The sequence below is a fragment of the Vibrio fortis genome (assembly GCF_000695685.1).
GTDB lineage: Bacteria > Pseudomonadota > Gammaproteobacteria > Enterobacterales > Vibrionaceae > Vibrio > Vibrio fortis_A.
In genome coordinates, this window is the sequence record NZ_JFFR01000027.1 from 250,415 (window position 1) to 271,607 (window position 21,193).

23 protein-coding genes are annotated in these 21,193 nt (G+C 44.6%); 19 read left to right on the forward strand and 4 right to left on the reverse strand.

Going from position 1 to position 21,193, the window contains the following annotated elements:
- Positions 1–17: 17 nt before the first annotated feature.
- The 15 genes from VFDL14_RS05905 (at position 18) to VFDL14_RS05835 (ending at position 11,688) form a co-directional block, all read left to right on the forward strand.
- Positions 18–785: a DUF3450 domain-containing protein gene (locus VFDL14_RS05905; protein WP_032552481.1), complete on the forward strand. Its 768-nt coding sequence runs from the start codon at positions 18–20 to the stop codon at positions 783–785.
- Entirely contained in the window at positions 785–2,158 is a 1,374-nt protein-coding gene (locus VFDL14_RS05900) for a MotA/TolQ/ExbB proton channel family protein (protein ID WP_032552482.1), read from the forward strand. The genes VFDL14_RS05905 and VFDL14_RS05900 overlap by 1 nt, the downstream gene beginning before the upstream one ends.
- The gene (locus VFDL14_RS05895; protein WP_032552483.1) at positions 2,158–2,706 is read left to right on the forward strand and encodes a MotA/TolQ/ExbB proton channel family protein; all 549 of its coding nucleotides are present in this window, start codon (positions 2,158–2,160) and stop codon (positions 2,704–2,706) included. The genes VFDL14_RS05900 and VFDL14_RS05895 overlap by 1 nt, the downstream gene beginning before the upstream one ends.
- Positions 2,703–3,107: an ExbD/TolR family protein gene (locus VFDL14_RS05890; protein WP_032552484.1), complete on the forward strand. Its 405-nt coding sequence runs from the start codon at positions 2,703–2,705 to the stop codon at positions 3,105–3,107. The genes VFDL14_RS05895 and VFDL14_RS05890 overlap by 4 nt, the downstream gene beginning before the upstream one ends.
- Before the next feature lie 17 nt (positions 3,108–3,124).
- A complete protein-coding gene (locus tag VFDL14_RS05885) occupies positions 3,125–3,745 on the forward strand; it encodes an energy transducer TonB (protein WP_032552485.1) in 621 nt (206 codons plus the stop codon).
- Entirely contained in the window at positions 3,745–4,920 is a 1,176-nt protein-coding gene (locus VFDL14_RS05880) for a hypothetical protein (RefSeq protein ID WP_032552486.1), read from the forward strand. The genes VFDL14_RS05885 and VFDL14_RS05880 overlap by 1 nt, the downstream gene beginning before the upstream one ends.
- Positions 4,921–5,123: 203 nt before the next feature.
- Complete coding sequence (locus VFDL14_RS05875) at positions 5,124–5,753, forward strand: PepSY-associated TM helix domain-containing protein (protein ID WP_032552487.1); 630 nt, start codon at positions 5,124–5,126, stop codon at positions 5,751–5,753.
- A 52-nt stretch (positions 5,754–5,805) separates the two neighbouring features.
- Positions 5,806–6,324 carry a DUF2271 domain-containing protein gene (locus VFDL14_RS05870; protein ID WP_032552488.1) on the forward strand — a complete coding sequence of 173 codons (519 nt, stop codon included), beginning with the start codon at positions 5,806–5,808 and terminating at the stop codon, positions 6,322–6,324.
- Between the two features lie 78 nt (positions 6,325–6,402).
- Positions 6,403–7,239 (forward strand): DUF4198 domain-containing protein, encoded by an 837-nt coding sequence (locus tag VFDL14_RS05865; RefSeq protein ID WP_032552489.1) that lies wholly within the window; start codon positions 6,403–6,405, stop codon positions 7,237–7,239.
- Between the two features lie 95 nt (positions 7,240–7,334).
- Positions 7,335–7,670, forward strand: a complete 336-nt coding sequence (locus VFDL14_RS05860; protein WP_032552490.1) for a hypothetical protein — start codon at positions 7,335–7,337, stop codon at positions 7,668–7,670.
- Positions 7,667–8,233: a DUF6162 family protein gene (locus VFDL14_RS05855; RefSeq protein ID WP_032552491.1), complete on the forward strand. Its 567-nt coding sequence runs from the start codon at positions 7,667–7,669 to the stop codon at positions 8,231–8,233. The genes VFDL14_RS05860 and VFDL14_RS05855 overlap by 4 nt, the downstream gene beginning before the upstream one ends.
- Before the next feature lie 17 nt (positions 8,234–8,250).
- Positions 8,251–9,186: a metal ABC transporter solute-binding protein, Zn/Mn family gene (locus VFDL14_RS05850; RefSeq protein WP_032552492.1), complete on the forward strand. Its 936-nt coding sequence runs from the start codon at positions 8,251–8,253 to the stop codon at positions 9,184–9,186.
- On the forward strand, positions 9,186–9,920 hold the full coding sequence (locus VFDL14_RS05845) for a metal ABC transporter ATP-binding protein (protein ID WP_032552493.1): 735 nt from the start codon (positions 9,186–9,188) through the stop codon (positions 9,918–9,920). The genes VFDL14_RS05850 and VFDL14_RS05845 overlap by 1 nt, the downstream gene beginning before the upstream one ends.
- Complete coding sequence (locus VFDL14_RS05840; RefSeq protein WP_032552494.1) at positions 9,920–10,795, forward strand: metal ABC transporter permease; 876 nt, start codon at positions 9,920–9,922, stop codon at positions 10,793–10,795. The genes VFDL14_RS05845 and VFDL14_RS05840 overlap by 1 nt, the downstream gene beginning before the upstream one ends.
- A complete protein-coding gene (locus tag VFDL14_RS05835; RefSeq protein ID WP_032552495.1) occupies positions 10,795–11,688 on the forward strand; it encodes an ABC transporter substrate-binding protein in 894 nt (297 codons plus the stop codon). The genes VFDL14_RS05840 and VFDL14_RS05835 overlap by 1 nt, the downstream gene beginning before the upstream one ends.
- A 79-nt stretch (positions 11,689–11,767) precedes the next feature.
- On the opposite strand, the gene VFDL14_RS05830 is transcribed toward VFDL14_RS05835, so the two are convergent.
- On the reverse strand, positions 11,768–11,974 hold the full coding sequence (locus VFDL14_RS05830) for a DUF2986 domain-containing protein (RefSeq protein ID WP_032552933.1): 207 nt from the start codon (positions 11,972–11,974) through the stop codon (positions 11,768–11,770).
- A gap of 180 nt (positions 11,975–12,154) precedes the next feature.
- Between VFDL14_RS05830 and VFDL14_RS05825 the strand changes: the two genes are divergently transcribed.
- Positions 12,155–12,541, forward strand: a complete 387-nt coding sequence (locus VFDL14_RS05825; RefSeq protein WP_032552496.1) for a nitrous oxide-stimulated promoter family protein — start codon at positions 12,155–12,157, stop codon at positions 12,539–12,541.
- A gap of 73 nt (positions 12,542–12,614) precedes the next feature.
- Here the strand turns inward: VFDL14_RS05825 and VFDL14_RS05820 are convergent, their stop codons facing one another.
- The gene (locus VFDL14_RS05820; RefSeq protein WP_032552497.1) at positions 12,615–14,012 is read right to left on the reverse strand and encodes an MATE family efflux transporter; all 1,398 of its coding nucleotides are present in this window, start codon (positions 14,010–14,012) and stop codon (positions 12,615–12,617) included.
- Positions 14,013–14,062: 50 nt separating this feature from the next.
- Here VFDL14_RS05820 and VFDL14_RS05815 point away from each other — a divergent pair, with 50 nt between their 5' ends.
- Positions 14,063–14,959, forward strand: coding sequence for a helix-turn-helix transcriptional regulator (locus VFDL14_RS05815; protein WP_032552498.1), 897 nt, complete (start codon positions 14,063–14,065; stop codon positions 14,957–14,959).
- A 202-nt stretch (positions 14,960–15,161) separates the two neighbouring features.
- On the opposite strand, the gene VFDL14_RS05810 is transcribed toward VFDL14_RS05815, so the two are convergent.
- The gene (locus tag VFDL14_RS05810) at positions 15,162–16,313 is read right to left on the reverse strand and encodes an MFS transporter (RefSeq protein WP_032552499.1); all 1,152 of its coding nucleotides are present in this window, start codon (positions 16,311–16,313) and stop codon (positions 15,162–15,164) included.
- Between the two features lie 256 nt (positions 16,314–16,569).
- A complete protein-coding gene (locus VFDL14_RS05805) occupies positions 16,570–17,613 on the reverse strand; it encodes an AraC family transcriptional regulator (RefSeq protein WP_032552500.1) in 1,044 nt (347 codons plus the stop codon).
- A gap of 253 nt (positions 17,614–17,866) precedes the next feature.
- Between VFDL14_RS05805 and VFDL14_RS05800 the strand changes: the two genes are divergently transcribed.
- Complete coding sequence (locus VFDL14_RS05800; protein WP_032552934.1) at positions 17,867–19,447, forward strand: long-chain-fatty-acid--CoA ligase; 1,581 nt, start codon at positions 17,867–17,869, stop codon at positions 19,445–19,447.
- The gene (locus VFDL14_RS05795) at positions 19,434–21,095 is read left to right on the forward strand and encodes a GMC family oxidoreductase (RefSeq protein ID WP_032552501.1); all 1,662 of its coding nucleotides are present in this window, start codon (positions 19,434–19,436) and stop codon (positions 21,093–21,095) included. The genes VFDL14_RS05800 and VFDL14_RS05795 overlap by 14 nt, the downstream gene beginning before the upstream one ends.
- Positions 21,096–21,193: the final 98 nt, after the last annotated feature.

Genomic DNA, 21,193 nt, shown 5'->3' on the forward strand with positions numbered 1-21,193 from the left:
AGTAATTGACGACAACTATGAATCTTCTAAAAACCAGTCTTGCCCTAGCGATTAGCATGATGGCAACGTCTTCAATAGCAAGCAGCTTAGATCAAGCGCAAGCTATCCAAAACAAGACCAACAACGCCTCGGCAGCAAGCCAAAAGGTTATCGATAAAAGCTCTGAAGCGAGCTTAGCCCTCAAAGCGGAAATTGAGCGCTTACAGGAAGAAGTGAAAAACCTAGAAATTTATCACGACCACCTAGCTGCCTTAGTTGAAAGCCAAAATAAAGAAGCTGACAGCATCAATGCTCAAATCGACGAGATCAAATATACTCGTCAAGGTGTTGTGCCACTGATGTATCAGATGATTGATGGCTTGCAGGTATTGGTCGAGAAAGATGTACCAATTAAAAAAGAACAACGTCTAGAACGTGTCGAAAAGCTGAAAGCGATGATGACACGCGCAGATGTTAGCGATGCAGAAAAATACCGCCGTATTCTTGAAGCGTACCAAATTGAAATGGATTACGGTATCAAACTGGGTGTTTACCAAGGCCGTATCGAGCTTAGCGATAACAAAGTGATTGAGGCAGACGTACTTCATTTAGGTCGCGCTTCTCTTGTAGCTCGTAATCTGAATGGTACTCAGTACTGGTCTTGGAACAAAGTGGCGAATCAATGGCAAGCTCAAGATGCTTCAATGAAATCTGAGCTGGACAAGGCTTTTGATATCGCAAGCCAACAGGCGGCACCGAGCCTGATTACTCTTCCTGTATCTCTGACTGTTGCGGAGGCTAAATAATGAAACTGAAACCTTTAGCAACCTTAATTTGTATCTCTACACTGACTCTTTCTGGCTTTGCTCACGCAAACACTAATGAACTTGTTGGTAAAGCGGCGACTGAAAATAAAGCTCAAGCATCGCATAACGTTACGCGTGAATCTGGCTTTAAACAGACAGAGAAAGAACTAAAAGCACTTCGTGCTCAACTCGAAGCAAAGCGTAAGCAAATCCAAGAGCAGACAGATGTTCTCACTAAAACGTTTAGCGACAACGAAGATAAACTAGCACGTCTAGAAGAGAAGCTACGCCTAGAGACAGGCAGCCTTGGTGAACTATTTGGTGTTGTTCGTCAAAATGCCAAAGAACTTGAAGTTGAACTTCACAACACAGTAAACAGTGTTGATCGCGCACAATACACTTCAACCGTTGACGAAATCATCGACGCGAAATCTCTTCCTTCTATGCCACAACTTACTGCATTGTGGTTAAGCATGTCTGAGCAGATTCAAGCGAGCAGCGAACTGACGAAGAGTAAGATTGCATTCATCGATGGTGAAGGTACAACGAGTCAAGTTGATGCTTACCGTGTTGGTTCATTAGGTCTAGTTACAGAGCAAGGTTACGTTAACTGGAACACGCAACGTAACGACGCTATTGCTTACTTTAAGCAACCGGATAACGGCCCAACGCTTACGTCACTGAGCACACTAGCATCGGGTACTCCGTCGAACATCGTTGTCGATCCATCTCGTGGTTTCATGCTGGAGCAACTTGCGCTGACACCAACACTTCAAGATCGTCTAGAAGCAGGTGGTGTTGTTGGTAAGGTGATTCTTGGTCTACTTGCGATTGGTCTTATTATTGCGCTTTTCCGTGGTATCGCACTTGCGGTTGCTCGACAAAAGATCCGCTCTCAGCTTAAGAAGCCAGAACAGCCAGGTAACAACCCTCTAGGTCGTATCTTATCGGTATACAATAAAGAGCAAAAGCAAACTGTAGAAGCGTTAGAACTGCGTTTGCTTGAAGCGGTAGTAGATGAGCAAACGCATTTAGAGAAAGGCTTGTCGATGCTTAAGCTTCTTGCAGCACTGGCACCAATGCTTGGTCTATTAGGTACTGTGACAGGTATGATTGAAACTTTCCAAGTGATTACTCAGTTTGGTAATGGCGATCCGAAAGTGATGGCTGGTGGTATTTCTATGGCACTAGTCACGACCGTTCTTGGTCTTGTCGCTGCAATGCCACTGCTATTAGCTCACAACTTATTGAGTACTCAATCAGAGAATATTCGTAACATTCTTGAGAAACAGGGTATTGGTTTAGTTGCTGAGCAAGCTGAAAAAGCGACCCAACCAAAGGCGGATGTTGAGCCAATGGGGACAGCGGCGTAATGGATATCTTGTTGTCTAGTTCACTATTTCCCAGTGGCTGGCTGCTATCCTTGTCTGATTTCATGGAGCAGGGCGGTTTCGTCCTGTGGTGGTTGGCTGCTGTTGTACTCGTATATTGGGTATTGGTGGTTGAACGCGTTCTTTACTTGGCGTTTTATTTCCCAAAACAGCGTAAAGCCTGGATTGAACAATGGAATGAACGACATGACCAATCTTCTTGGCACGCGAAAGCAATTCGAGAAGGTTGGTTGGGTCAAGCAAGCCTATTACTTAATCAGAATTTAAACTTCATCAAACTCTTAGTTGCAATCTGTCCAATGCTAGGTCTGCTTGGCACAGTAACGGGTATGATCTCTGTGTTTGATGTAATGGCGACACAAGGCAGTAGCGATCCTAAGCTGATGGCTTCGGGTATCTCTCTAGCTACACTGCCAACAATGGCAGGTATGGTTGCGGCCTTAGCGGGTATGTTTGTTCATGCTCGTTTGGCGAAAGTATGCAGTCGCTTAGAAATAAAATTAGAAAAATCATTAAGGAGTCAACGATGAGACTCGGAAGACGTCATTCCAAAAACGAAGAGGCTCAAATCGACCTGACTTCGATGCTTGATATTGTATTTATCATGCTTATCTTCTTTATCGTGACGAGCTCATTTGTACGTGAGTCTGGGGTGGAAGTTAATCGCCCTCAAGCATCCAACGTTGTTAGCCAAAAAGATGCGGGTATCTTTGTTGCGATAACATCAGCGAATGATATCTACATTGATAAACGTCTGATTGATGTTGAGCGTGTGCAAGCGACCCTTGAACACTTGCTGCTTGAGCAACCTGAAGCATCACTTGTTATTCAAGCGGATGAGCATGCTTATAACGGCACAGTTGTTAAGGTGATGGATGCAGCGAAAGGTGCTGGCGTTAAAAACATAGCGCTTGCCGCTGAACAGCGATAGCGTAGGGGAGTTCGCCGATGATTCGCTTATTTCTCGCTCTACCTATCGCCAGTGCCTTAGGTTTGGCTCTATTCTCGTTTATGGCTTGGATGGTGGACAATGGTCACCAACGTGCTCCTGAGAAAAGTGAGAGCCTAACCTTCAACATGGTGATGATGGAGCAAGAACAAGAAGTTCAGAGAAGACAACGTGCCGTTCCAGAGCAACCAGAGATGCCAGAGCCACCACCAGAAGCTCAAGCCTCAACATCGCAAGCGAACGTTACGCCTTTGAATACGATGTCTTCATTACCAGCGTTGGATGTGGACACTGCAATCGAAGGAGTTGCTATTAAAGCGCCAACGTTTTCGGATATCGGTACGAGTCAACAAGTGATGCCTCTGTATCGTGTTGAACCTCGATATCCAGCCAAGGCACTAAAGCGTGGTGCAGAAGGTTTTGTTTCGTTGAGTTTTACTATCGATGAAACTGGACGCCCAACAAATATTCAAGTAATTGGTGCTGAACCTAGGCGTATGTTTGAACGCGCAGCGATGCGTGCGCTCAAAAAGTGGAAGTACCAACCTAAGATAGTCAATGGTAAAGCAGTGGCTCAAACAGGGATAACGGTTAAAATTGACTTTAAGATGGATAAGTGATGAAAAAAGTATGGATGTTAGCAGGCCTGATATTGATGCCCTTTGTCATAGAAGCCAAGGAGCTTAGTCAATATACAGCTATACGTGTGCAGAAAGCTGGTCAGTTAGCGCAAGACGAGAAAATTAAAGAAGCTATAGAGGCTCTGGTTAGTATAGATACTGAGCGAGCTTACGACAAAGCGTATATATCTTTTCGGCTAGGTAGTTACTATTGGCAAACTGATAACACATCAGCAGCGATCAAGCAGCTAACATATGCTGTTGATTCAGGGCTTCTTTTAAATGATCAACCTTGGTTTGCGCAACGAATGTTGGCTGATCTGTTGCTGAATGAACAAGAGTTTAAAAAAGCCTTGCCTCATTACTACGAGCTGGTCAAAACTGTACCGGAGACTGAAAAGACAGATCAGCTTTGGCTGCGTATTGCTCAAGTAGAGTATCGACTTGAGAGTTGGCAAAAAATTCTATTAGCGATTGCTAAATATGAGGAGTTCAATAAGGCACCTGAACTCCTGCCTTTATCACTTAAATTTAGTGCTCAATACGAACTCAAACAGTGGAAGCAGTCTATTCAAACGCTCGAAAGTTTGATAACTCTACAACCGGACCAGGCCAAATGGTGGCGTTACTTGGCGAGTATTCAGATCACATTAGATCGTAGTCGAGATGCGTTGAACACACTCGCATTGGCTGAATTACAAGGTGTCGAGATCAGCGACTCTGATCGTCGTTTAATGGCACAGCTGTATGCTAAACGTGGTATTCCAGAACGTGCCGCAAAAGAGATCAGTAAGCTGAGTAACGCATCGAGTGACGCGCAGCTACTTGCAGAGCAAGCAACGTACTGGCAATTGGCACGTGAATGGGACCAAGCTATTGAAATCTGGACTCTTGCGGCTAAACAGAAACCAAAATATCACTGGAATGTTGCTCAGCTGATGGTGCAACAGGGTTATTACAGCAAAGCCTTGATTGAACTGGACAAGGTTAAAGAGAAGGACAAGCAAGCGGATGTTGCGCTGGCTAAAGTTCGTTCGTGGTACAAATTGAAAGACCTTGAGAAAGCTCTGATTCATGCCAAGAAAGCAGAGAATCTAGAGTCTTCTAAAACGGCTCAAGGTTGGATCAAATACCTGTCTCAGCTCCGCAGAGTGAGCAATAACGACGCTGTCTAACTCTCGAAGTTATAAGGCCTAGTTCTAAACTCTATTTAAAACGCCATCGACTTACGTTGATGGCGTTTTTTTATAAATCTCACATCTAAATTCAATCACTTATCACTCCAAAAGCCTTACAAACGTAAACAATGTAAATTGAATGCCAATAAGAATGATTATCAACTAAATTGTCGCCCATAAATATTATAGGTACGTTTGGTATGTGGTTAAAAAGTAGGGCGGTTCAAATGTGGGCGCGCCGCCTTCATGTGTATATCTCAATGGCACTTCTTCTGGTGGTGTTGTTCTTCTCAGTGACTGGCATCACTCTAAATAGGCCAGAGCTTTTTGAAGCTTCGAAGCCAAATATTCAAAGTCATACATTGACCTTACCTAGTCATCTATTCACGGTTCAAAATGAGCGATTAACCCCTAATGCAAAAGCTTTTCAACAGTTTTTGGTTGAACAAGCAGACATATCGGGTACGCCTTCAGGCCTGGACATTTATACAGAAATCGAAGATGGCGAGCTATTGATTGGTGAAGTCTCAATGGACTTTAAAGGACCAGGTTATAACGCGTCTGTGTTTGCAGATGTGGTGATGCAAACCGTTGAAGTTGAGACGACAGATTACGGTGTTGTTGCTTTGCTCAATGATCTACATAAAGGGCGAAATAGCGGTGAGGTATGGAAGTGGTTCATTGATATCACTGCGCTTTTGATGATCTTTTTCGTGATCACTGGTGTGTGTTTATTACTTCCCAAAAAGAAAACGCTCAATACATCGATTAAGTGGATGCTGTTTGGATCTGCGTTGTCTTGGTTTATCTATTTTGTTGCTGTTCCGTAGTGTTGTTTAGTAGCGCTACAAACAAGTTAAACGGACTTTTTAAGGTTAAATAATGAAAAAAATCACCTGGAGTAAAGCTCTGATTGCGCTTTCTCTTCTTCCGACGTTCAGCATGGCTCAATCGCTACCTGAATCGGCAAAGTTAGACGTTCAATTCGAATTACCAAAAATTGATACCACTATGTACGCAAGGCCTTATGTTGCTGTATGGGTGGAGGATAGCTCTCGTAAATCAGTAAAAACCATCGAATTGTGGGTGGGCAAGGATGAATGGCTGAAAGATCTCCGTAGTTGGTGGAGAAAAGTAGGTCGTTACGACCGCGAGTTGGTTGATGCGGTTACTTCTGCGACGCGTCCTGCTGGTCAGTACCGATTTGTATGGGACGGCAAAAGCGATAACGGTGAAAAGTTAGAACAAGGTGAATACACGATTCACATCGAAGTGGTTCGTGAGCACGGTGGTCGTAACTACTTACGTCAAAAAGTAATGCTCGGTAGCGAAAACGTCAGCTACCAACTAAAGCCTACCGAAGAAACCGGTGAAATTACTCTAGATTACCTAGTGAATTAATCGCCCAACGAAATACAAAGCACATAAGCAGCTTTAAAACTCTAATAATCAATTTATACAGAAAGAATGGACTTATTCATGATGAAACAAACAAAGATGAAAGCGTTAGCTCTAGCTGGCGTTATGGGATTCGGTCTTGCAGCAACCACAACGGCTCAAGCACACCCGCGCTGGATTCTTCCTTCTCATTTTACAGTTTCTAAAGAGGGTGGCGATTGGTTGACTTTTGATGTGACCGCATCTCACGGAACATTTGTTTTTGATAAGCCTGCTGGTAGCGAGAGCGCACAAATCATCATGCCAGATGGCCGCAAAGAGCGCCCAAACTTTGTTATCCGCGGTAAACGCCGTTCAAGCTTTGATTTCTATTTTGAAGAAGAAGGCACGCACAAGGTAGCGGTAAACAACGTTCCTTCTTACTACACGCAGTATAAAGCAGGCCGTCGCGACACCGTAAAATGGATGCGCGCTAATAAAGCTGAGCGTGATGCGTTACTTCCTGAAAAGGCTCGTGATGTTGTGACTCAAATCAGTTACACCCGAGCGGAAAGCTACATCACCGTGGGTAAGCCGACTGAGAAGGCGTTTGAGATTGAAGGCAAGCTGCTAGAGATGAAACCTATTACTCACCCTGCAGATATTATTGAAGGTGAACCGGTGACTTTCCAATTCTTCTACAACGGAGAGATTCAGAAAGGTGTAACTGCGGAAATTACACGTGAAGGTACACTTTATCGTAACCACCAAGAGCAGATTGATGTGGTGAGCGATGAAAATGGCGAAATTACATTTACACCAGATGTGGCGGGTCGTTACGTAATGAAAGCAAACTACAAAGGTGAACTGAAAGACAACCCATTAGCGGACAAAGCAAGTTCAAATGTTCACCTAACATTTGAAGCGCTTCTTCAATAATCGCTTTGAAAAAGACGGTTTTATATTTAGGGCTCACTTGAGCCCTTTGTTGCTCAGTAAAGACACTGAGTTCTCCCTTTGCTAGGTAAAGAGTTATGAGAATAAAAACAAAATTAATCGGTTTAGCTAAACCATGTTTGGCTTTGGGTCTTGGCGTGCTCGCGTTACCAGCACAGGCACACTTCCCATTAATGAGTTGCTGGTTTGAGAGCGAGATTATTGCATGTGAAGCTGGTTACTCTGATGGCAGTAAGGCGATCGACTACTCAGTCGAAATGTATGATTACGAAGACAATTTAATTGCTAAAGTGATGACAGATAAACGTTCTATTGCCGAATTCAAAAAGCCAGACGCGGACTTTTACATCGTGTTCGATTCGGGGCACGAGTTTCCTGTTGAAGTTGATGTCGTTGAGATCAGTGAGAAATGATCATTCAGTCTGTTAGAGCCGATACTGGCGGCAGAGAAGGTAAATGGGTAGCACTGATCATCGCTTCAATCTTAGGCTTTGCAACTCTTGCTATTCCATACCACCAAGCAGAAATTCATGTCACTACGGCATTTGAGCATCAAATTCTTGTTACCGACGTTGAACAAGAAAACCTCGCTATGCTTGCAGAGCTTAGATTGGCCCATGAAGAAATCAGGGATCTTTATCTAGACAATGATGAGCAATGGCCCGATGTAGAGTTCCTGCAAGAGGAGTGGGTAGCGCCATTTACTCAAGATCAAAGCTGGAAAAGAAAAGGTGAACACAGCTGGAAGCATCTAGGTTCAGGTTACTATTTTGCCTCACCGAAGCTAGCAGGTTTTGCCGACTCTTTTGTGATGAACGCGAACTCTATCGCTCCCGAGATTTGGATTAATCTGAAAGGTCAGGTTGAAGCGCCAACGAAATTCGATATTGATGCACTATCAGCAGCAGGATGGAAGCAGGTGGTTACAGAGTCAGAAGCGATGGTAAATCAGCATCACGAAGATGATGCACATTAAAAAATATGAGAGAGCGCATGCGAATTATTACACTATTTGTCCTATTTTGGGCGTCTTTAAGCTCTATGTTTGCTCAAGCTGCAGACTACAAAATTGATGAAGACAAACTGACTGTCGGCATCACACTTCAGCCTTACTATAGCTATGTTAAAGCGGTAGTCGGTGACAAAGTTAATATCCTTCCTTTGGTTGATGCAGGCTTTAACCCTCATAACTACTTGCCACAGCCAAACGATTTAAAACGCCTCAGCCAGATGGATGCGATTGTTGTGAATGGTATTGGTCACGATGATTTCGCACTTAAAGTCATTGCAGCGTCACAACGTAACGACTTAGTGGTGATTGAAGCGAATAAAGAAGTGCCTCTACTGCCTGCACTGGGGCAATCTGTAGGCCAAGGCGCAGTCAATCCTCATACTTTCGTTGGGCTTTCTACGACTATCCAAAAGGTTTACACCATTGCTAGCGAACTATCTAAGCTTGACCCTGATAATGCGAAGTTTTACCGCAAGAATGCCCGCAAATACGCTAAGCAATTCCGTTACATGAAACGTGATGCGATGCTTTCTTTGGGTGAGCTAGACACGTCTGGTATGAAAGTAGCCACAACTCACAATGCTTACGGTTACATCTTACAAGAATTTGGTGTTGACGTAGCGGCGGTAATTGAACCAGCACACGGTGTAGAGCCAAGCGCAAGTCAACTTCAAGAAACTATCGAGAAGATCCGCCAATCGGGTATTGATGTACTCTTCTACGAACTGAATATGCCTAACCGCTTTGTCGACACCATTGAAACTGAAACCGGTGTTCAGTTATATCGCTTCTCACACATGACGCATGGTGAATATGAAGACGACAAAGTTGAAGTTGAAATGAAACAAAATTTAGAAACCCTGATCGAAGCGATGAAGTTCGCTGCTAAGAATCAATCAGAAAAAGGGAAGGCATAATGCAAGGCCCTTCAATTTCTATCAATCGGCTCGGTCTCCAATACGATAATAATGTCATTCTTGAGGACATTTCTCTTGAGCTGGGTTCTGGCGAGTGTCATGTGATCATGGGACCAAACGGTGGTGGTAAAACATCTCTGCTTCGCTCAGTTCTCGGTTTAACGCCTTTTAGTGGTGACATCGATATCCATTGGCCAGAAAAGCCAAGCATCGGTTATGTACCTCAGAAAGCGACTTTTGAGGCGAGTCTACCGCTAACTGTCATGGATTTCGTATTGCTCAACCAGAGCCGTGTACCATTGTTTTGGCGTCGTAAATCTAAGCAATTGCAAATGGCTTTGGCCCAACTAGACCGCGTCGGTATGGCAACACGTAGCGACCGCCGTATGGGACAGCTATCGGGTGGTGAACAGCAACGTGTTTTGTTTGCTCAAGCGCTACTGGATAACCCAAGTCTTTTGGTGCTTGATGAGCCAACTACAGGCATGGATGAACAAGGTGTTAGATATTTAGAGTCGCTCATTCGTGAATGTGTTGATGAGGGTAGAACAATCCTTGCTGTTCATCACGACGTTACAGCCGTAAGACGACTCGAAGCGAATGTTCATGTTGTGAATCGCGGGTTGGTTGACAGTGGCGCGCATCAAGAAGTGTTGCACCCAAGCAAGATCGAAAGCTTATTCCAACACTATAGCAGTGGCTCAAATTACACCAAACAGTCGGAGGTAGCGTAATGGATTGGCTACGTGAATTGGCGGCTTCTGGTGTTGAGGCTGGCATACTGTCTGAAAGTTTTATGTACGCCTTTATGGTAAACGCACTGGTGGCTGCTCTATTGTTAGGCCCGTTACTTGGTGGCTTAGGTACTTTGGTTATTGCTAAGCGTTTGGCATTTTTCTCTGAGGCCGTTGGTCACGCCGCATTGACGGGGATTGCTATCGGAGTGTTACTTGGCGAGCCACCAGAGAATCCGTTTATTGGCCTTTTCAGTTTCTGCATGATCTTCGCATTGTTACTGCATTTCGTGAGAAACAGAACCAACGTTCCTTATGACACTTTGGTGGGTGTATTTTTAGCATTGGCGTTAGCTGTGGGCGCGGCGCTTTTGATGTATGTCGCGCGTAAGATCAACATCCACATGCTAGAGAACGTGCTGTTTGGTTCGATATTAACAGTGACGGACCGCGACTTAGCGATTCTAGCAGGAAGCTGCGCATTGATTATCTTGCTACTGATTCCAACATTTAACCGTATTCTACTGACCTGTATTAGCCCTGATATTGCAAAAGTGCGCGGCTACAACACCAGTTTCTACGACTATCTGTTCGTAATGATGATCACCTTGGTTACCATCGCTGCGGTTAAGATTGTTGGAGCTGTGTTGGTGGGCGCACTGTTGCTCATCCCAGGCGCTACAGCTCGTTTGTTAACAAAGCGCATGGGCAGTTTTGTGCTCTTATCTGCGTTGTTAGCAACCATTGCGTGTTTAGTAGGAACCATATTACCGATGGAGCTGAAACTTCCTGTCCCTTCAGGTGCATCTATCATTATCGTGTCTGCAAGCTTCTTCCTTCTGGCGACACTATATCGAATCGTGAGAAAAGCGTAATGATTAATCGAAAGTTAAAGAAAGTAGGGCTAGCATTCAGTTTAGCGGCTGTATGCGTCGTCTCTCCAGCAAGTCATGCGGAAGATATTTTGGTCAGTACACCAGTGACTTATGCATTGGCGATTGAATTAACAAAAGGCACAGAGCTAACAACGGAATATCTACCTCCAAAGCGATACGGTATTGAGCGTTTGCCGAATTGGTTCTCAACGAAAGGGCAAGCGAAAGTCATGGCGTCGGGTGCGGAAGCAACGGTTGCGTTGACTCTGGGTTCAGTATGGCCTGAAGACCCAACGTTTGTACATGCGAGGCAAGCCAATATTCGTTTGGTCGAGGTAGATGCCGCACAAGCTATTACACCGAGAGCACAGGGCGTGGCTGCGTTGACGTTGCCGAATGGTCAAGTATCAAAATATGCGTGGTTGAATCCGACGAACTTAACTCGCATGGCGGCAATTGTTGCAGACGATTTTAAAAAGCTTTGGCCTACGAAAGCTGAGCAGATTGATGGCAACCTACAACGTATCATGTTGGACGTGCGCGAGCTGATCAATCAACAACAAGCTGTGCTTCTCGATAATGAAGTAGATTCCGTAGTGTTGCTTAATGAAAGCCTTGAAGATTTTGCGTCAGGCAGTCAGTTGTTCGTTGAAGAGAGATTGTTCACGGCGGAACTAGAGTGGTCAGAACAAGACAAAGCAAACCTTAAAGCGTTGTTTGAAGATGATGATTCGTTATGGCTAGTCACATCACGAAAGCCAACGAAACTACTTAAATCTTTGGTACCTGCAAGTCGCATTTTGGTGGTCGACTCGTTAGATCGTTGGGGGCGTGCGGGTATTGATTCACAGATGCCACTAAAACGTTGGGAGCTAAAACCAGTTAAGAGCTAACTTCGATAACATCCATAACTAAAAAAGCAGCCACGAGGGCTGCTTTTTCGTATTTATGATTCGATACAGTGAATCTGTTTTATTCAGACGCGGTATCGCTATCGCTGCTTGTTTCAGAAGAAAGGTCACTTTGCTCGGCAGCAGCTTGTTGTGCTTTCTCTTCTTCTTCCATTTTTGCGCGCTCAGCTTTTGAGATGTAGCGAGGTTTATTGCTCTTATGCAGCTTGGCGTTCGCCTTTTTCTGTTTCTTTTTTAATATATCATTGATCTTTTTCTTGCGATTCATGGCTGCATAACCTTGTAATTTATTAAGGCGTTGGAGGATAATCATTTTAGATAAATAACTCAATGCTTGAGTGGCGATTTAACGCAATGAGATAGGGACATGATAGGTAGGCGAATACGATTCGTCTGCATACACAAAGGAGTGTGGATTTGTCGCTCAATGGTTGGCAAGTGAGAGTTCATGTACCAAAGCAAAGATATATTAATTGGTGGGTTAGCAACCGAGTTTAAAACGGTTGTTGCTATGGTTGAGATCTATTGTAAAGATCACCATAAGACGAACGGTCTGTGTCAGGAGTGCACCGCTCTGCTTGAGTATGCAGAGACGCGTTTGGACCGATGTCCATATGGTGAGGCAAAACCGACTTGTAATAAGTGTCCAATACACTGTTATAAACCTGACCCTAAAGAACATATGCGCTTGGTCATGCGCTACTCAGGGCCGAGGATGCTACTTAAACATCCAATATTGGCGATTCGTCACCTGTTACACGAAAGGCGTGTGGCTCCAATTAAGCCTGAAGCGAATGCTTCAAATCGCCATGTAAGGATGAATAAGAACAAATAAGATAAGGGCCTGTCAGTCAGGCCCTTATCTTTGATATTGTCATTGTGTTTCAGTAGACATGTTTAGAAAAGCGTTAAGCTGTTTGAGGCTCTTCTGTACTGATCGTCAGGTTATTGATCCAACGGCGGCTCATATAGCGATGTGAACAGATCGCTAACTTCACCACTTCTTCTACTAACATCAGACCGTAGATGTATTTGAAATCCCACCCTGCAATGAAGGCGCCGTAGAAGCAGACAGGAATACCTACCATCCACATCGCGATAAAGTCCATTCTTAGGCAGAAAGGGTTATCTCCGCCTGCGCGAATAATACCGTTGATGATCACCATGTTTAGCATACGAATCACTACCGCAAAGCACATGATAGTGATTGCTGGTGATGCAAGTGGGTAGAGTGCAGCCTCATCGAGGTTTAGCCACGTAAGAACATGTTCTTTACCTATAAATAGAGCAGCACCCACTAGTACGCCGAAACCTACTACCGCTTTAATAAACGTCAGCCCCATACGCATCGCTTGATCAAACTCGTCACGACCAAGTGAATGACCAAGCAACACTGAGCACGCGACGGATATACCGAAGAACACGGAATAACAAAGCGACTCAAAAGGCGCCAACATAGAGAACACAGCAAGCTCAGTGGTTCCCATGTGACCAAAGATCATTTGATACGCCATAGTCCCGACAGCCCAAAGAACAGCGTTAAGCGTCAATGGCAATGCTAAGCGACGGTAAGAAAGCCATAACGAAGGGCGGTGTATAGAGCTCTCCGTTGTTAGCAACCAGTGCTTTTTCACTCTCATGTACGCGTACATCATACCGACTTGAATTAAGCGCGCTAATGTTGTCGCTAAAGCTGCACCCGCTACGCCCATCGCTGGTAAACCAAATGCACCTTGAATCAGCACAAAGTTTAACGCGATGTTTAGTGCGATGGTGATCGCACCAAGGATCAGCGGTGTCACGGTATCACCAGAAGAACGCATACTTGCTTCCGTCACAATAACAATGTGTGTCAGTAGCAGTACTGGGAAGCCGTACCAAAGGTAAGTTGCACCTAAGTCAATGACTGACTGATCGCTGGTTTGCAGCATCATTAACAGTTTTGCGCCTAAGGTGATTACCAAGGTAACAGGTACCAGTACCTTAAGACCGAATGTCATAGCGACTGACGTAACGGTACGAGCACTCTTGCGGTCACTTTTGCCCCAATATTGAGCAACCAGCGTACCGTTTGCTGATGCTAGTCCTGCCATAATCATAATAGCGACGAAATGCCATTTTGATGCAATTCCCACAGCGGCAGCGGCTTCCATACCAAAATCACTCACCATTAGCACATCGGCTAAGGCAAGTATTGCAACCAAAGCGCTTTGTAACGCAACAGGCAAACCAAGCTTGATTATACGAGATAAAAGGTGCTCTGGCTTGTGGTTGGCATTTGAGTTAGGGTTAATGTTCGTGGTCATAAGCTCTCCAATTGATGGCAGAACTATAGTGATTTGGAAGAGATAAAAACATGTTCAAAAAACAACAAAACCTGTGCAAATCCGTCATTGATGAAATGAAACCAAAAAACATTTGGCAAGATGAAGTCTTTCTTGCAGAAACATGTAAAGAACGATTTTTGACCGTTGAAGATATTCCAGAAATGAAACGTAGCGGTGTATTCATGGGAGGGATGGCGAAGCTGTATGATCAGTATTGGGTCGAGCGAGAGCGAGTGAACGTCCATACTTTGATTTTCACTCAAGAAGGAGGAGGAATCTTAACCACGCCAGATTATGTCCAAGAGATCTCTCCTTACACTCTGGTTGTCCTTCCTGCGGGCAGCGCGTTTCGCTTTGAATTAGACCCACGACAAAACTTTTGGAAAATGGCCTGGATGTTATTGCCTGAAACTAAACAGTGGGAGCACATTGCAGACTTAGGTCAGTCGATTGTGCCGTTTAGTGAATGTGAGCAAGTCTGGTCATTAATGAATTTGATCTACTTTGAGATCGGAGGGCGAGCGAGCTATCGCAAGTTGTTGGTCAGTGAAATCGTAAGAATGCTGACCGGATTCGAACCGAAGTCCACCAGCACAACAGCGCGAGTTCAAGCGCTCTACAATGAAATTGAAAGTAGCTTACACCTGCCTTGGACTGTTGCAGGTATGGCGGAACAGGTGTTTGTGAGTGAAGAGCAACTGAACAGAGTAACCAAGTCTCTGTTTCACATGTCACCAAGGAGTAAGCTGATTCAGTTAAGAATGGAAAAAGCCGCGAGCTTACTCAAGTATCGAGAATGGTCGATCTCGATGATCTCACATCGTTTGGGCTATAAAGATCCATATAATTTCTCTCACCGATTTAAAAAGCACTTTGGACTATCTCCAAGTCAATATCGTAAGCGGCTGATTGACCATGTTAAGTGATTAAAGGGCTAAATGATCATTGTTCGATTTTGCTGATGTAGAAAGCACAGGAACGAAAGAATTTAAGAACTAGGGAGTTATTGGCCTGAGTGAGAATGCAGTGATGAGTGCTTGTGATAGATTCGACAAGAATATTTGGCGCTGAACTTAGTGTGTGGAGTGTACTAAGGTTTCAGCGCCAAAGTGTTTGTGGAGAAACTTATTACTCGCCCGCAATTTGTAGGTGAGAGCGCTTTAGGCTTGCAATCAACATGTAGATCGTTGTCGCCAATAGAGAGGCAAACAAATAGGTAAACAAACCTGCTTGAGAGTCCATAAAGCTATCTGCGACGATAGGACCGGCAACCGAGCCAATGCTGTAGCAAAGTAGCATCACTTGCGTCACGGACACTAAGTAGTTTGGGTCTAAGTTGCGGCAACCTAAATTAATTGCAATAGGGTATAGAGCGAATGTCGCCATCCCAAGTGCAAAAAGGCTCATGCCTAGCACGTAAAGGCCTGCGTTAAGTGTCAGTACCGCAATGCTAGCAACGCCCATCAAGCTAAATAGCGCCATCAACAGGACCTGACCAACATATTTAGACAACCAAGTGACAACCGGTTGTACCGCCATACCGCCAATGATCACCAATGCCATTAGGCCACCAATGTCTTCGTGAGCAATGTTACGCTGCTCTAGCTCGACTGGCATCAGACCGTAGATAGCACCAAGTGTCAGGCCAGATACAATGCAACCGATAAGCGCGCTGTGGCTCAGTTTGCTGATCTGCTTAAGCGACAATGTTTGTGCGTCATGCATCTGTGGTGCGGTTGTTTGACCGTAAAGCAATACAATGATCGCGCCAAACAACAGTGTGAACATTGCAATGAACGGCACGCCACCAGTAATGCCTAAGTACCCGATTCCTAACTGACCAATAGCAGAGCCACCGTAAAGTGAACACATGTAAATAGCCAAGCGTTTTGCACGTTGAGACTCTTCACCGCTCATTAGCCAAGATTCAACAATCACAAAGATACCTGCAACAGAGATACCCGCAATGAATCGAGCTGCTAACCAGACTGCTGCATTAGGAAGTAATGGCAGTACAAGAATCGTTGCGATAAACACACTTAAGCAAAGCACGAATGCACGTTGGTGACCAACTTTTGCAATCGCACGCTCAATCAGTAACGTGCCTGCTAATAGACCTGCATAGAACGCACTTGCTAACCAACTCGATAATGAACTTTCTAGACCGTACTCAGATAACATTAATGGCAAAGAGCTCATCAAGTAACCTGATGCAATCGCGTAGAAAGACAGTGCAATCACTGGAACGGTTATGCGAGTGTTGGTTTGGATGTTGTCCAATGCGGTAGCCTCTATATAGTTGTGGAACAGTGAATTTTCCGCGACTATGGGGCACAAAGGGCGTTAGGTAAAACGAATTAAAATGACCGTTAAGATAAAAGATTTTTATCGAGTAGAATCGATAAACTAACGGCATAAAACAGACTCGAAAGCGGATCGAAATGACGTTAAAACCGGTTAATTGATTGTGCGTCCAATGAAATTTTGAAACAGATTTGAGGCGTTTTATTGGGCTGTATTTATTAACACAGTAGCTTTACTCTAAGGGCGCTTCCGAAAGAAGGCTTTTTCGAAAAGCTCGGGGTGCAACACCGCTCCATTTTCGAAACGCATGTCGAAAGTTGGCACTGTCGGAAAAACCGACGCGCTCAGAGATATCTTCAATGGAAAATTGAGTTGAGTGCAAATAGTGTTTAGCTAGGTGAAAGCGCACATGATCGAGAATCTGTTGGTAGCTGGTACCGCAGGTTTTCAAATGACGTCTCAGTGTACGCGATGACATGCCCAACTGTTTGGACAGTGCTTCAATAGAGGGGTAGTTGCCAGGATTCTCGAGAAAACACTGCGTGACTTGTTCTCGCAGGTTGCTTGGTGAACTGATCTTTTTAAGTAGATCATCACAAGAGTTGAGACACATTTTTAGTGTTATAGGGTTAGCGGTTGGCAACGGTGCATAGAGGCAAGCCGAATCAAACTCCCATTCCAACTGTTGGCTATCGAATTCGACAGGGCAATGAAATACTTCTTGGTAACGGTGCCCGTATTCTGGTTCAGGGTAGGGAAAACGGATCACTTTTGAAGGAAAAGGCTGTTGCATTACTTCTTCGCATAGGCTTTGAATTGCTACAAACCAGTACTCACAGCAAAAAGGTAACAAGCCTTCGATATCGACAAGCTGTTCAGCGCGAAAATACCCAGTCTTTTCATTGACTGACATGGTTTTCTTGAGAACGGGGCCCGCAAGTTTTAAGTACTTAAATCCCATCAATAAAGAATCGAGTAGGGTATTACTACTAAAAACTGCATACCCCAAGACGCCAAAATCACTAAAGCGAGCCTGTAGCCCAACATTCAGCCCTAGTTCCTTTTCTTCAGTGATAGCCAACGCGTTACTGTATACCGCGAGCTTTTGTGCAAGGGAGATATGAGCATCAGGGGCTGTAAGCTGCAATGGATCAATATGGGTGCCTTCGAGTAGCTCAGGGATTGGAACTCGAGTGTCTAAATAACGTAGCAATAACTGGACGTCCAAAATCCCAAAAGCTTGTAAATCGGGCTCATAAACCGCGCATTGCTCCATGTAGTCCTCCTAGTCTCACCCAAACAGTAACAATTCCCATTGCTTTGTCCGAATATCACCGTTTTTTGTCTTTATGCAACCTGTGTTGGATGTTATCAAAATGTTGTAATCATGAAAGTTCGATGATTGCTAAAGGAGACATGGAGTCCTAAAAGCATTCGGTAAACTCGACGAAATTTGAAATGGATCTAGCTGGTGGCGATGTATTAACGTCTTTCTCGTTACATTGTCACTTAAAAATGAGGAGAGCATGATGCACAACCTGGCAGTAAACCTAGAACGTAGCGCGGCGATATTCCCTACGAAACCTGCATTGCGATGGCAAGACAAACAAGTAAGTTATCAAGAGCTAAACGATCTGTCTGGTAAGGTTGCCTTTCATTTGAAGCAGCTTGGTATACAACAAGGCGACAAGGTAGCTTTGTCTTGTCCTAACACCGCTGAATTCGTTATTGCTTACTATGGCATTCTTAAAGCGGGTGCTGTTGTGGTTCCTTTAAATATTCTATTCAAGGCTCGTGAAGTTGAATACCACCTCAAAGATTCAGATGCTAAGGTGTTTTTATGTCATCAAGGGGATCCAACTTTGCCTATTGCTGATTTTGGTAAGCAAGGCTTTGATCAAGTGGAAGGATGCGAGCACTTTGTATTGGTGAGTGACGTCACTTCTGATGCCGAAAGCCAATTCAAACATTGGTTAGAAACTAGTGAACAAGGAATCAGCCAAAATCAATCAGAAGCTCAGGTAGTCGCAGGTGATGATACGGCGGTTATCCTTTATACCTCAGGTACGACGGGGCAACCTAAAGGCGCAGAACTGTCGCATACCAACATGCACACTAATGCGATGTCATCACAATATCTGATGAGGTTAGAGTACAGTGACACCACACTCGCAACATTGCCGTTGTTCCACAGTTTTGGCCAAACAGTGATGATGAACGCCAGTATCTTAACGGGCGCGACAATTGTCATGATTCAGCGTTTTGATCCTTCAGATGTAATTGATCAGATTATTGATCACAAGGTGAGTGTGTTTGCTGGGGTGCCTACTATGTACATGGCTATCCTTAAAGCAGGACAAGCGTGCCAAGAGCGCTCAGACAAAGTCAAACATAGCTTAAGGCTTGGTGTTTCAGGCGGTGCTTCAATGCCCGTGGAAACTATCCGTCAGTTTGAAAAACAGTTTGAATTACCCATTTTAGAGGGTTATGGACTATCAGAAACAGCGCCCGTTGCGACATTCAATCATATTGATGGTGATAGAGTCGCGGGTAGTGTTGGTCAGCCGTTATGTGGTCACTTGATTAAAGTGACAGACATTGAGGGAAATAGCGTTGTTCGGGGCGAGTTGGGGGAGATATGCATTAAAAGCCCGAGTGTAATGAAAGGCTATTACAAGAGGCCTAAAGCGACAGAAGAGAGCATTCGTGATGGATGGTTTCTAACAGGGGATATTGGAAAACTTGATGGACACGGTAACCTGTTCATTGTTGATCGAGTGAAAGACATGATCATCCGTGGTGGCTATAACGTTTACCCGCGTGAGATTGAAGAAGTTCTGATGTGTCATCCGGATGTAGAGATGGCAGCCGTGGTTGGTGCACCGGATGATAAGCTTGGCGAAGAGGTTCATGTTCATGTTGTTGTACGTGAACTGGCGTCGGTCAATGCCAAAGAGCTTCAGTCTTGGTGTCGTAGTCAGTTGGCCGATTACAAATATCCTCGACATGTGTATATACGTACAGTTCTACCAATGACAGCCACAGGTAAGGTTCTAAAACGAGAATTAAGTCCAACACAAGGAAAGGAGTTCATCAATGATGCAGTATGATTTCATTATTGTCGGAGGCGGCTCTGCGGGTTGCGTGTTGGCTTCTCGGCTCTCGGAAGACCCTAATGTTGAAGTCTGTTTGTTAGAGGCTGGTGGTAAAGACAATAGTCCGTTGATTCATACACCTATCGGTGTTGCCGCCATTATGCCGACCAAGATCCACAACTGGGGTTTTGAGACCGTTCCTCAACCGGGTTTGAATGGACGTAAAGGTTATCAACCACGTGGTAAGACATTGGGTGGTTCTAGTTCTATCAATGCCATGATGTACGCCCGTGGTCACAAATATGATTACGATTTATGGCAAGAACTAGGGAACGCAGGATGGAGCTATCACGATTGTTTGCCTTACTTTAAGAAGGCAGAGAACAACGAACAACACTGCGATGATTATCATGGACAAGGTGGTCCGTTGAACGTCGCTAACCTTCGCAGTCCGAGCCAAATGATTGAGCGTTATTTGGATGCTTGTGAATCTATTGGCGTACCGAGAAACCCAGATATCAACGGTGCAGAGCAATTTGGCGCGATGGCAACTCAAGTGACTCAGTTAAACGGAGAGCGATGCAGTGCCGCTAAAGCGTATCTAACACCAAACCTAGAACGAAAGAACCTAACCGTTGTCACCAACGCAACAGTGCATAAGGTACTCTTTGAGGAAAAAACAGCAGTCGGCATTGAATACGGCACAAAAGGGCAATCATTTCAGATCGGCGCGCGCAAAGAAGTCGTACTATCTGCAGGGGCCTTCGGTTCACCGCAAATTCTGATGTTGTCAGGTGTTGGCGCAACACATGAGCTTGAACAGCATGGATTGCCAATAGTTCACTCGTTAGAGGGTGTCGGGCAAAACCTTCAAGATCACATCGACTTGATTCACAGTTACAAGTGCAGCGACAAACATGAGACGTTTGGTATATCGCTGCAAATGAGCGCGGACATGACCAAAGCGCTACCTTTATGGCTCAAAGAGCGAACCGGAAAAATGACCAGTAATTTCGCTGAAGGTATTGGTTTCTTTTATTCCGAGCAGGGTTTGACGGTACCAGACTTAGAATTTGTGTTTGTCGTCGCTGTTGTCGATGACCATGCACGGAAAATTCATATGAGTCACGGGTTTAGTTCTCACGTTACTTTATTGAGGCCAAAAAGCCGCGGAACCGTGGCACTTCAAAGCAATAACCCATACGATCCACCAAAGATCGATCCGGCATTCTTCAGTGATCCAGACGATATGAAAGTGATGATAAAAGGATGGAAGAAACAATATCAAATGATGGAAAGCGCACCGTTTGATGATGTTCGCGGAGCAAACTTTTATCCAGTCGACGCTTCAGATGACCAAGCCATTGAGCAAGATATTCGAAATCGTGCAGATACTCAGTATCACCCGGTAGGTACTTGCAAAATGGGTACCGCATCGGACAATGCCGCAGTGGTGGATGAAAACCTTAAGGTTTATGGATTACAAGGAATCAGAGTGGTTGATGCGTCTATTATGCCAACCTTAGTTGGGGCGAATACCAATGCACCGACGATCATGATTGCTGAGAAGATTTCTGAACAGATCAAAAAGGAGCACGGCTTGTGTGAATTCCGAAAGTCAGAAGAAGGTGAGATGACAAAAGAGCGTGAGCTAACGATTTAAATGCGATATTAAGGCTTTTTATCGCCATATCTAACAAAGTGTTGTGGTTTAAGTAAGTACGCGAGAAAAGTCAGAACAGTGTAGGCTGTTCTGACTTA

Bases quoted from the DNA above. Each gene is read 5' to 3' on its own strand.
- VFDL14_RS05825 (WP_032552496.1), top strand. From the start codon at position 12,155: ATGTACCAAAGCAAAGATATATTAATTGGTGGGTTAGCAACCGAGTTT.
- VFDL14_RS05840 (WP_032552494.1), top strand. From the start codon at position 9,920: ATGGATTGGCTACGTGAATTGGCGGCTTCTGGTGTTGAGGCTGGCATA.
- VFDL14_RS05860 (WP_032552490.1), top strand. From the start codon at position 7,335: ATGAGAATAAAAACAAAATTAATCGGTTTAGCTAAACCATGTTTGGCT.
- VFDL14_RS05795 (WP_032552501.1), top strand. From the start codon at position 19,434: ATGATGCAGTATGATTTCATTATTGTCGGAGGCGGCTCTGCGGGTTGC.
- VFDL14_RS05905 (WP_032552481.1), top strand. From the start codon at position 18: ATGAATCTTCTAAAAACCAGTCTTGCCCTAGCGATTAGCATGATGGCA.
- VFDL14_RS05805 (WP_032552500.1), bottom strand. From the start codon at position 17,613: ATGGAGCAATGCGCGGTTTATGAGCCCGATTTACAAGCTTTTGGGATT.
- VFDL14_RS05815 (WP_032552498.1), top strand. From the start codon at position 14,063: ATGTTCAAAAAACAACAAAACCTGTGCAAATCCGTCATTGATGAAATG.
- VFDL14_RS05900 (WP_032552482.1), top strand. From the start codon at position 785: ATGAAACTGAAACCTTTAGCAACCTTAATTTGTATCTCTACACTGACT.
- VFDL14_RS05885 (WP_032552485.1), top strand. From the start codon at position 3,125: ATGATTCGCTTATTTCTCGCTCTACCTATCGCCAGTGCCTTAGGTTTG.
- VFDL14_RS05855 (WP_032552491.1), top strand. From the start codon at position 7,667: ATGATCATTCAGTCTGTTAGAGCCGATACTGGCGGCAGAGAAGGTAAA.
- VFDL14_RS05800 (WP_032552934.1), top strand. From the start codon at position 17,867: ATGCACAACCTGGCAGTAAACCTAGAACGTAGCGCGGCGATATTCCCT.
- VFDL14_RS05845 (WP_032552493.1), top strand. From the start codon at position 9,186: ATGCAAGGCCCTTCAATTTCTATCAATCGGCTCGGTCTCCAATACGAT.
- VFDL14_RS05850 (WP_032552492.1), top strand. From the start codon at position 8,251: ATGCGAATTATTACACTATTTGTCCTATTTTGGGCGTCTTTAAGCTCT.
- VFDL14_RS05875 (WP_032552487.1), top strand. From the start codon at position 5,124: ATGTGGTTAAAAAGTAGGGCGGTTCAAATGTGGGCGCGCCGCCTTCAT.
- VFDL14_RS05870 (WP_032552488.1), top strand. From the start codon at position 5,806: ATGAAAAAAATCACCTGGAGTAAAGCTCTGATTGCGCTTTCTCTTCTT.
- VFDL14_RS05830 (WP_032552933.1), bottom strand. From the start codon at position 11,974: ATGAATCGCAAGAAAAAGATCAATGATATATTAAAAAAGAAACAGAAA.
- VFDL14_RS05890 (WP_032552484.1), top strand. From the start codon at position 2,703: ATGAGACTCGGAAGACGTCATTCCAAAAACGAAGAGGCTCAAATCGAC.
- VFDL14_RS05895 (WP_032552483.1), top strand. From the start codon at position 2,158: ATGGATATCTTGTTGTCTAGTTCACTATTTCCCAGTGGCTGGCTGCTA.
- VFDL14_RS05820 (WP_032552497.1), bottom strand. From the start codon at position 14,012: ATGACCACGAACATTAACCCTAACTCAAATGCCAACCACAAGCCAGAG.
- VFDL14_RS05865 (WP_032552489.1), top strand. From the start codon at position 6,403: ATGATGAAACAAACAAAGATGAAAGCGTTAGCTCTAGCTGGCGTTATG.
- VFDL14_RS05880 (WP_032552486.1), top strand. From the start codon at position 3,745: ATGAAAAAAGTATGGATGTTAGCAGGCCTGATATTGATGCCCTTTGTC.
- VFDL14_RS05835 (WP_032552495.1), top strand. From the start codon at position 10,795: ATGATTAATCGAAAGTTAAAGAAAGTAGGGCTAGCATTCAGTTTAGCG.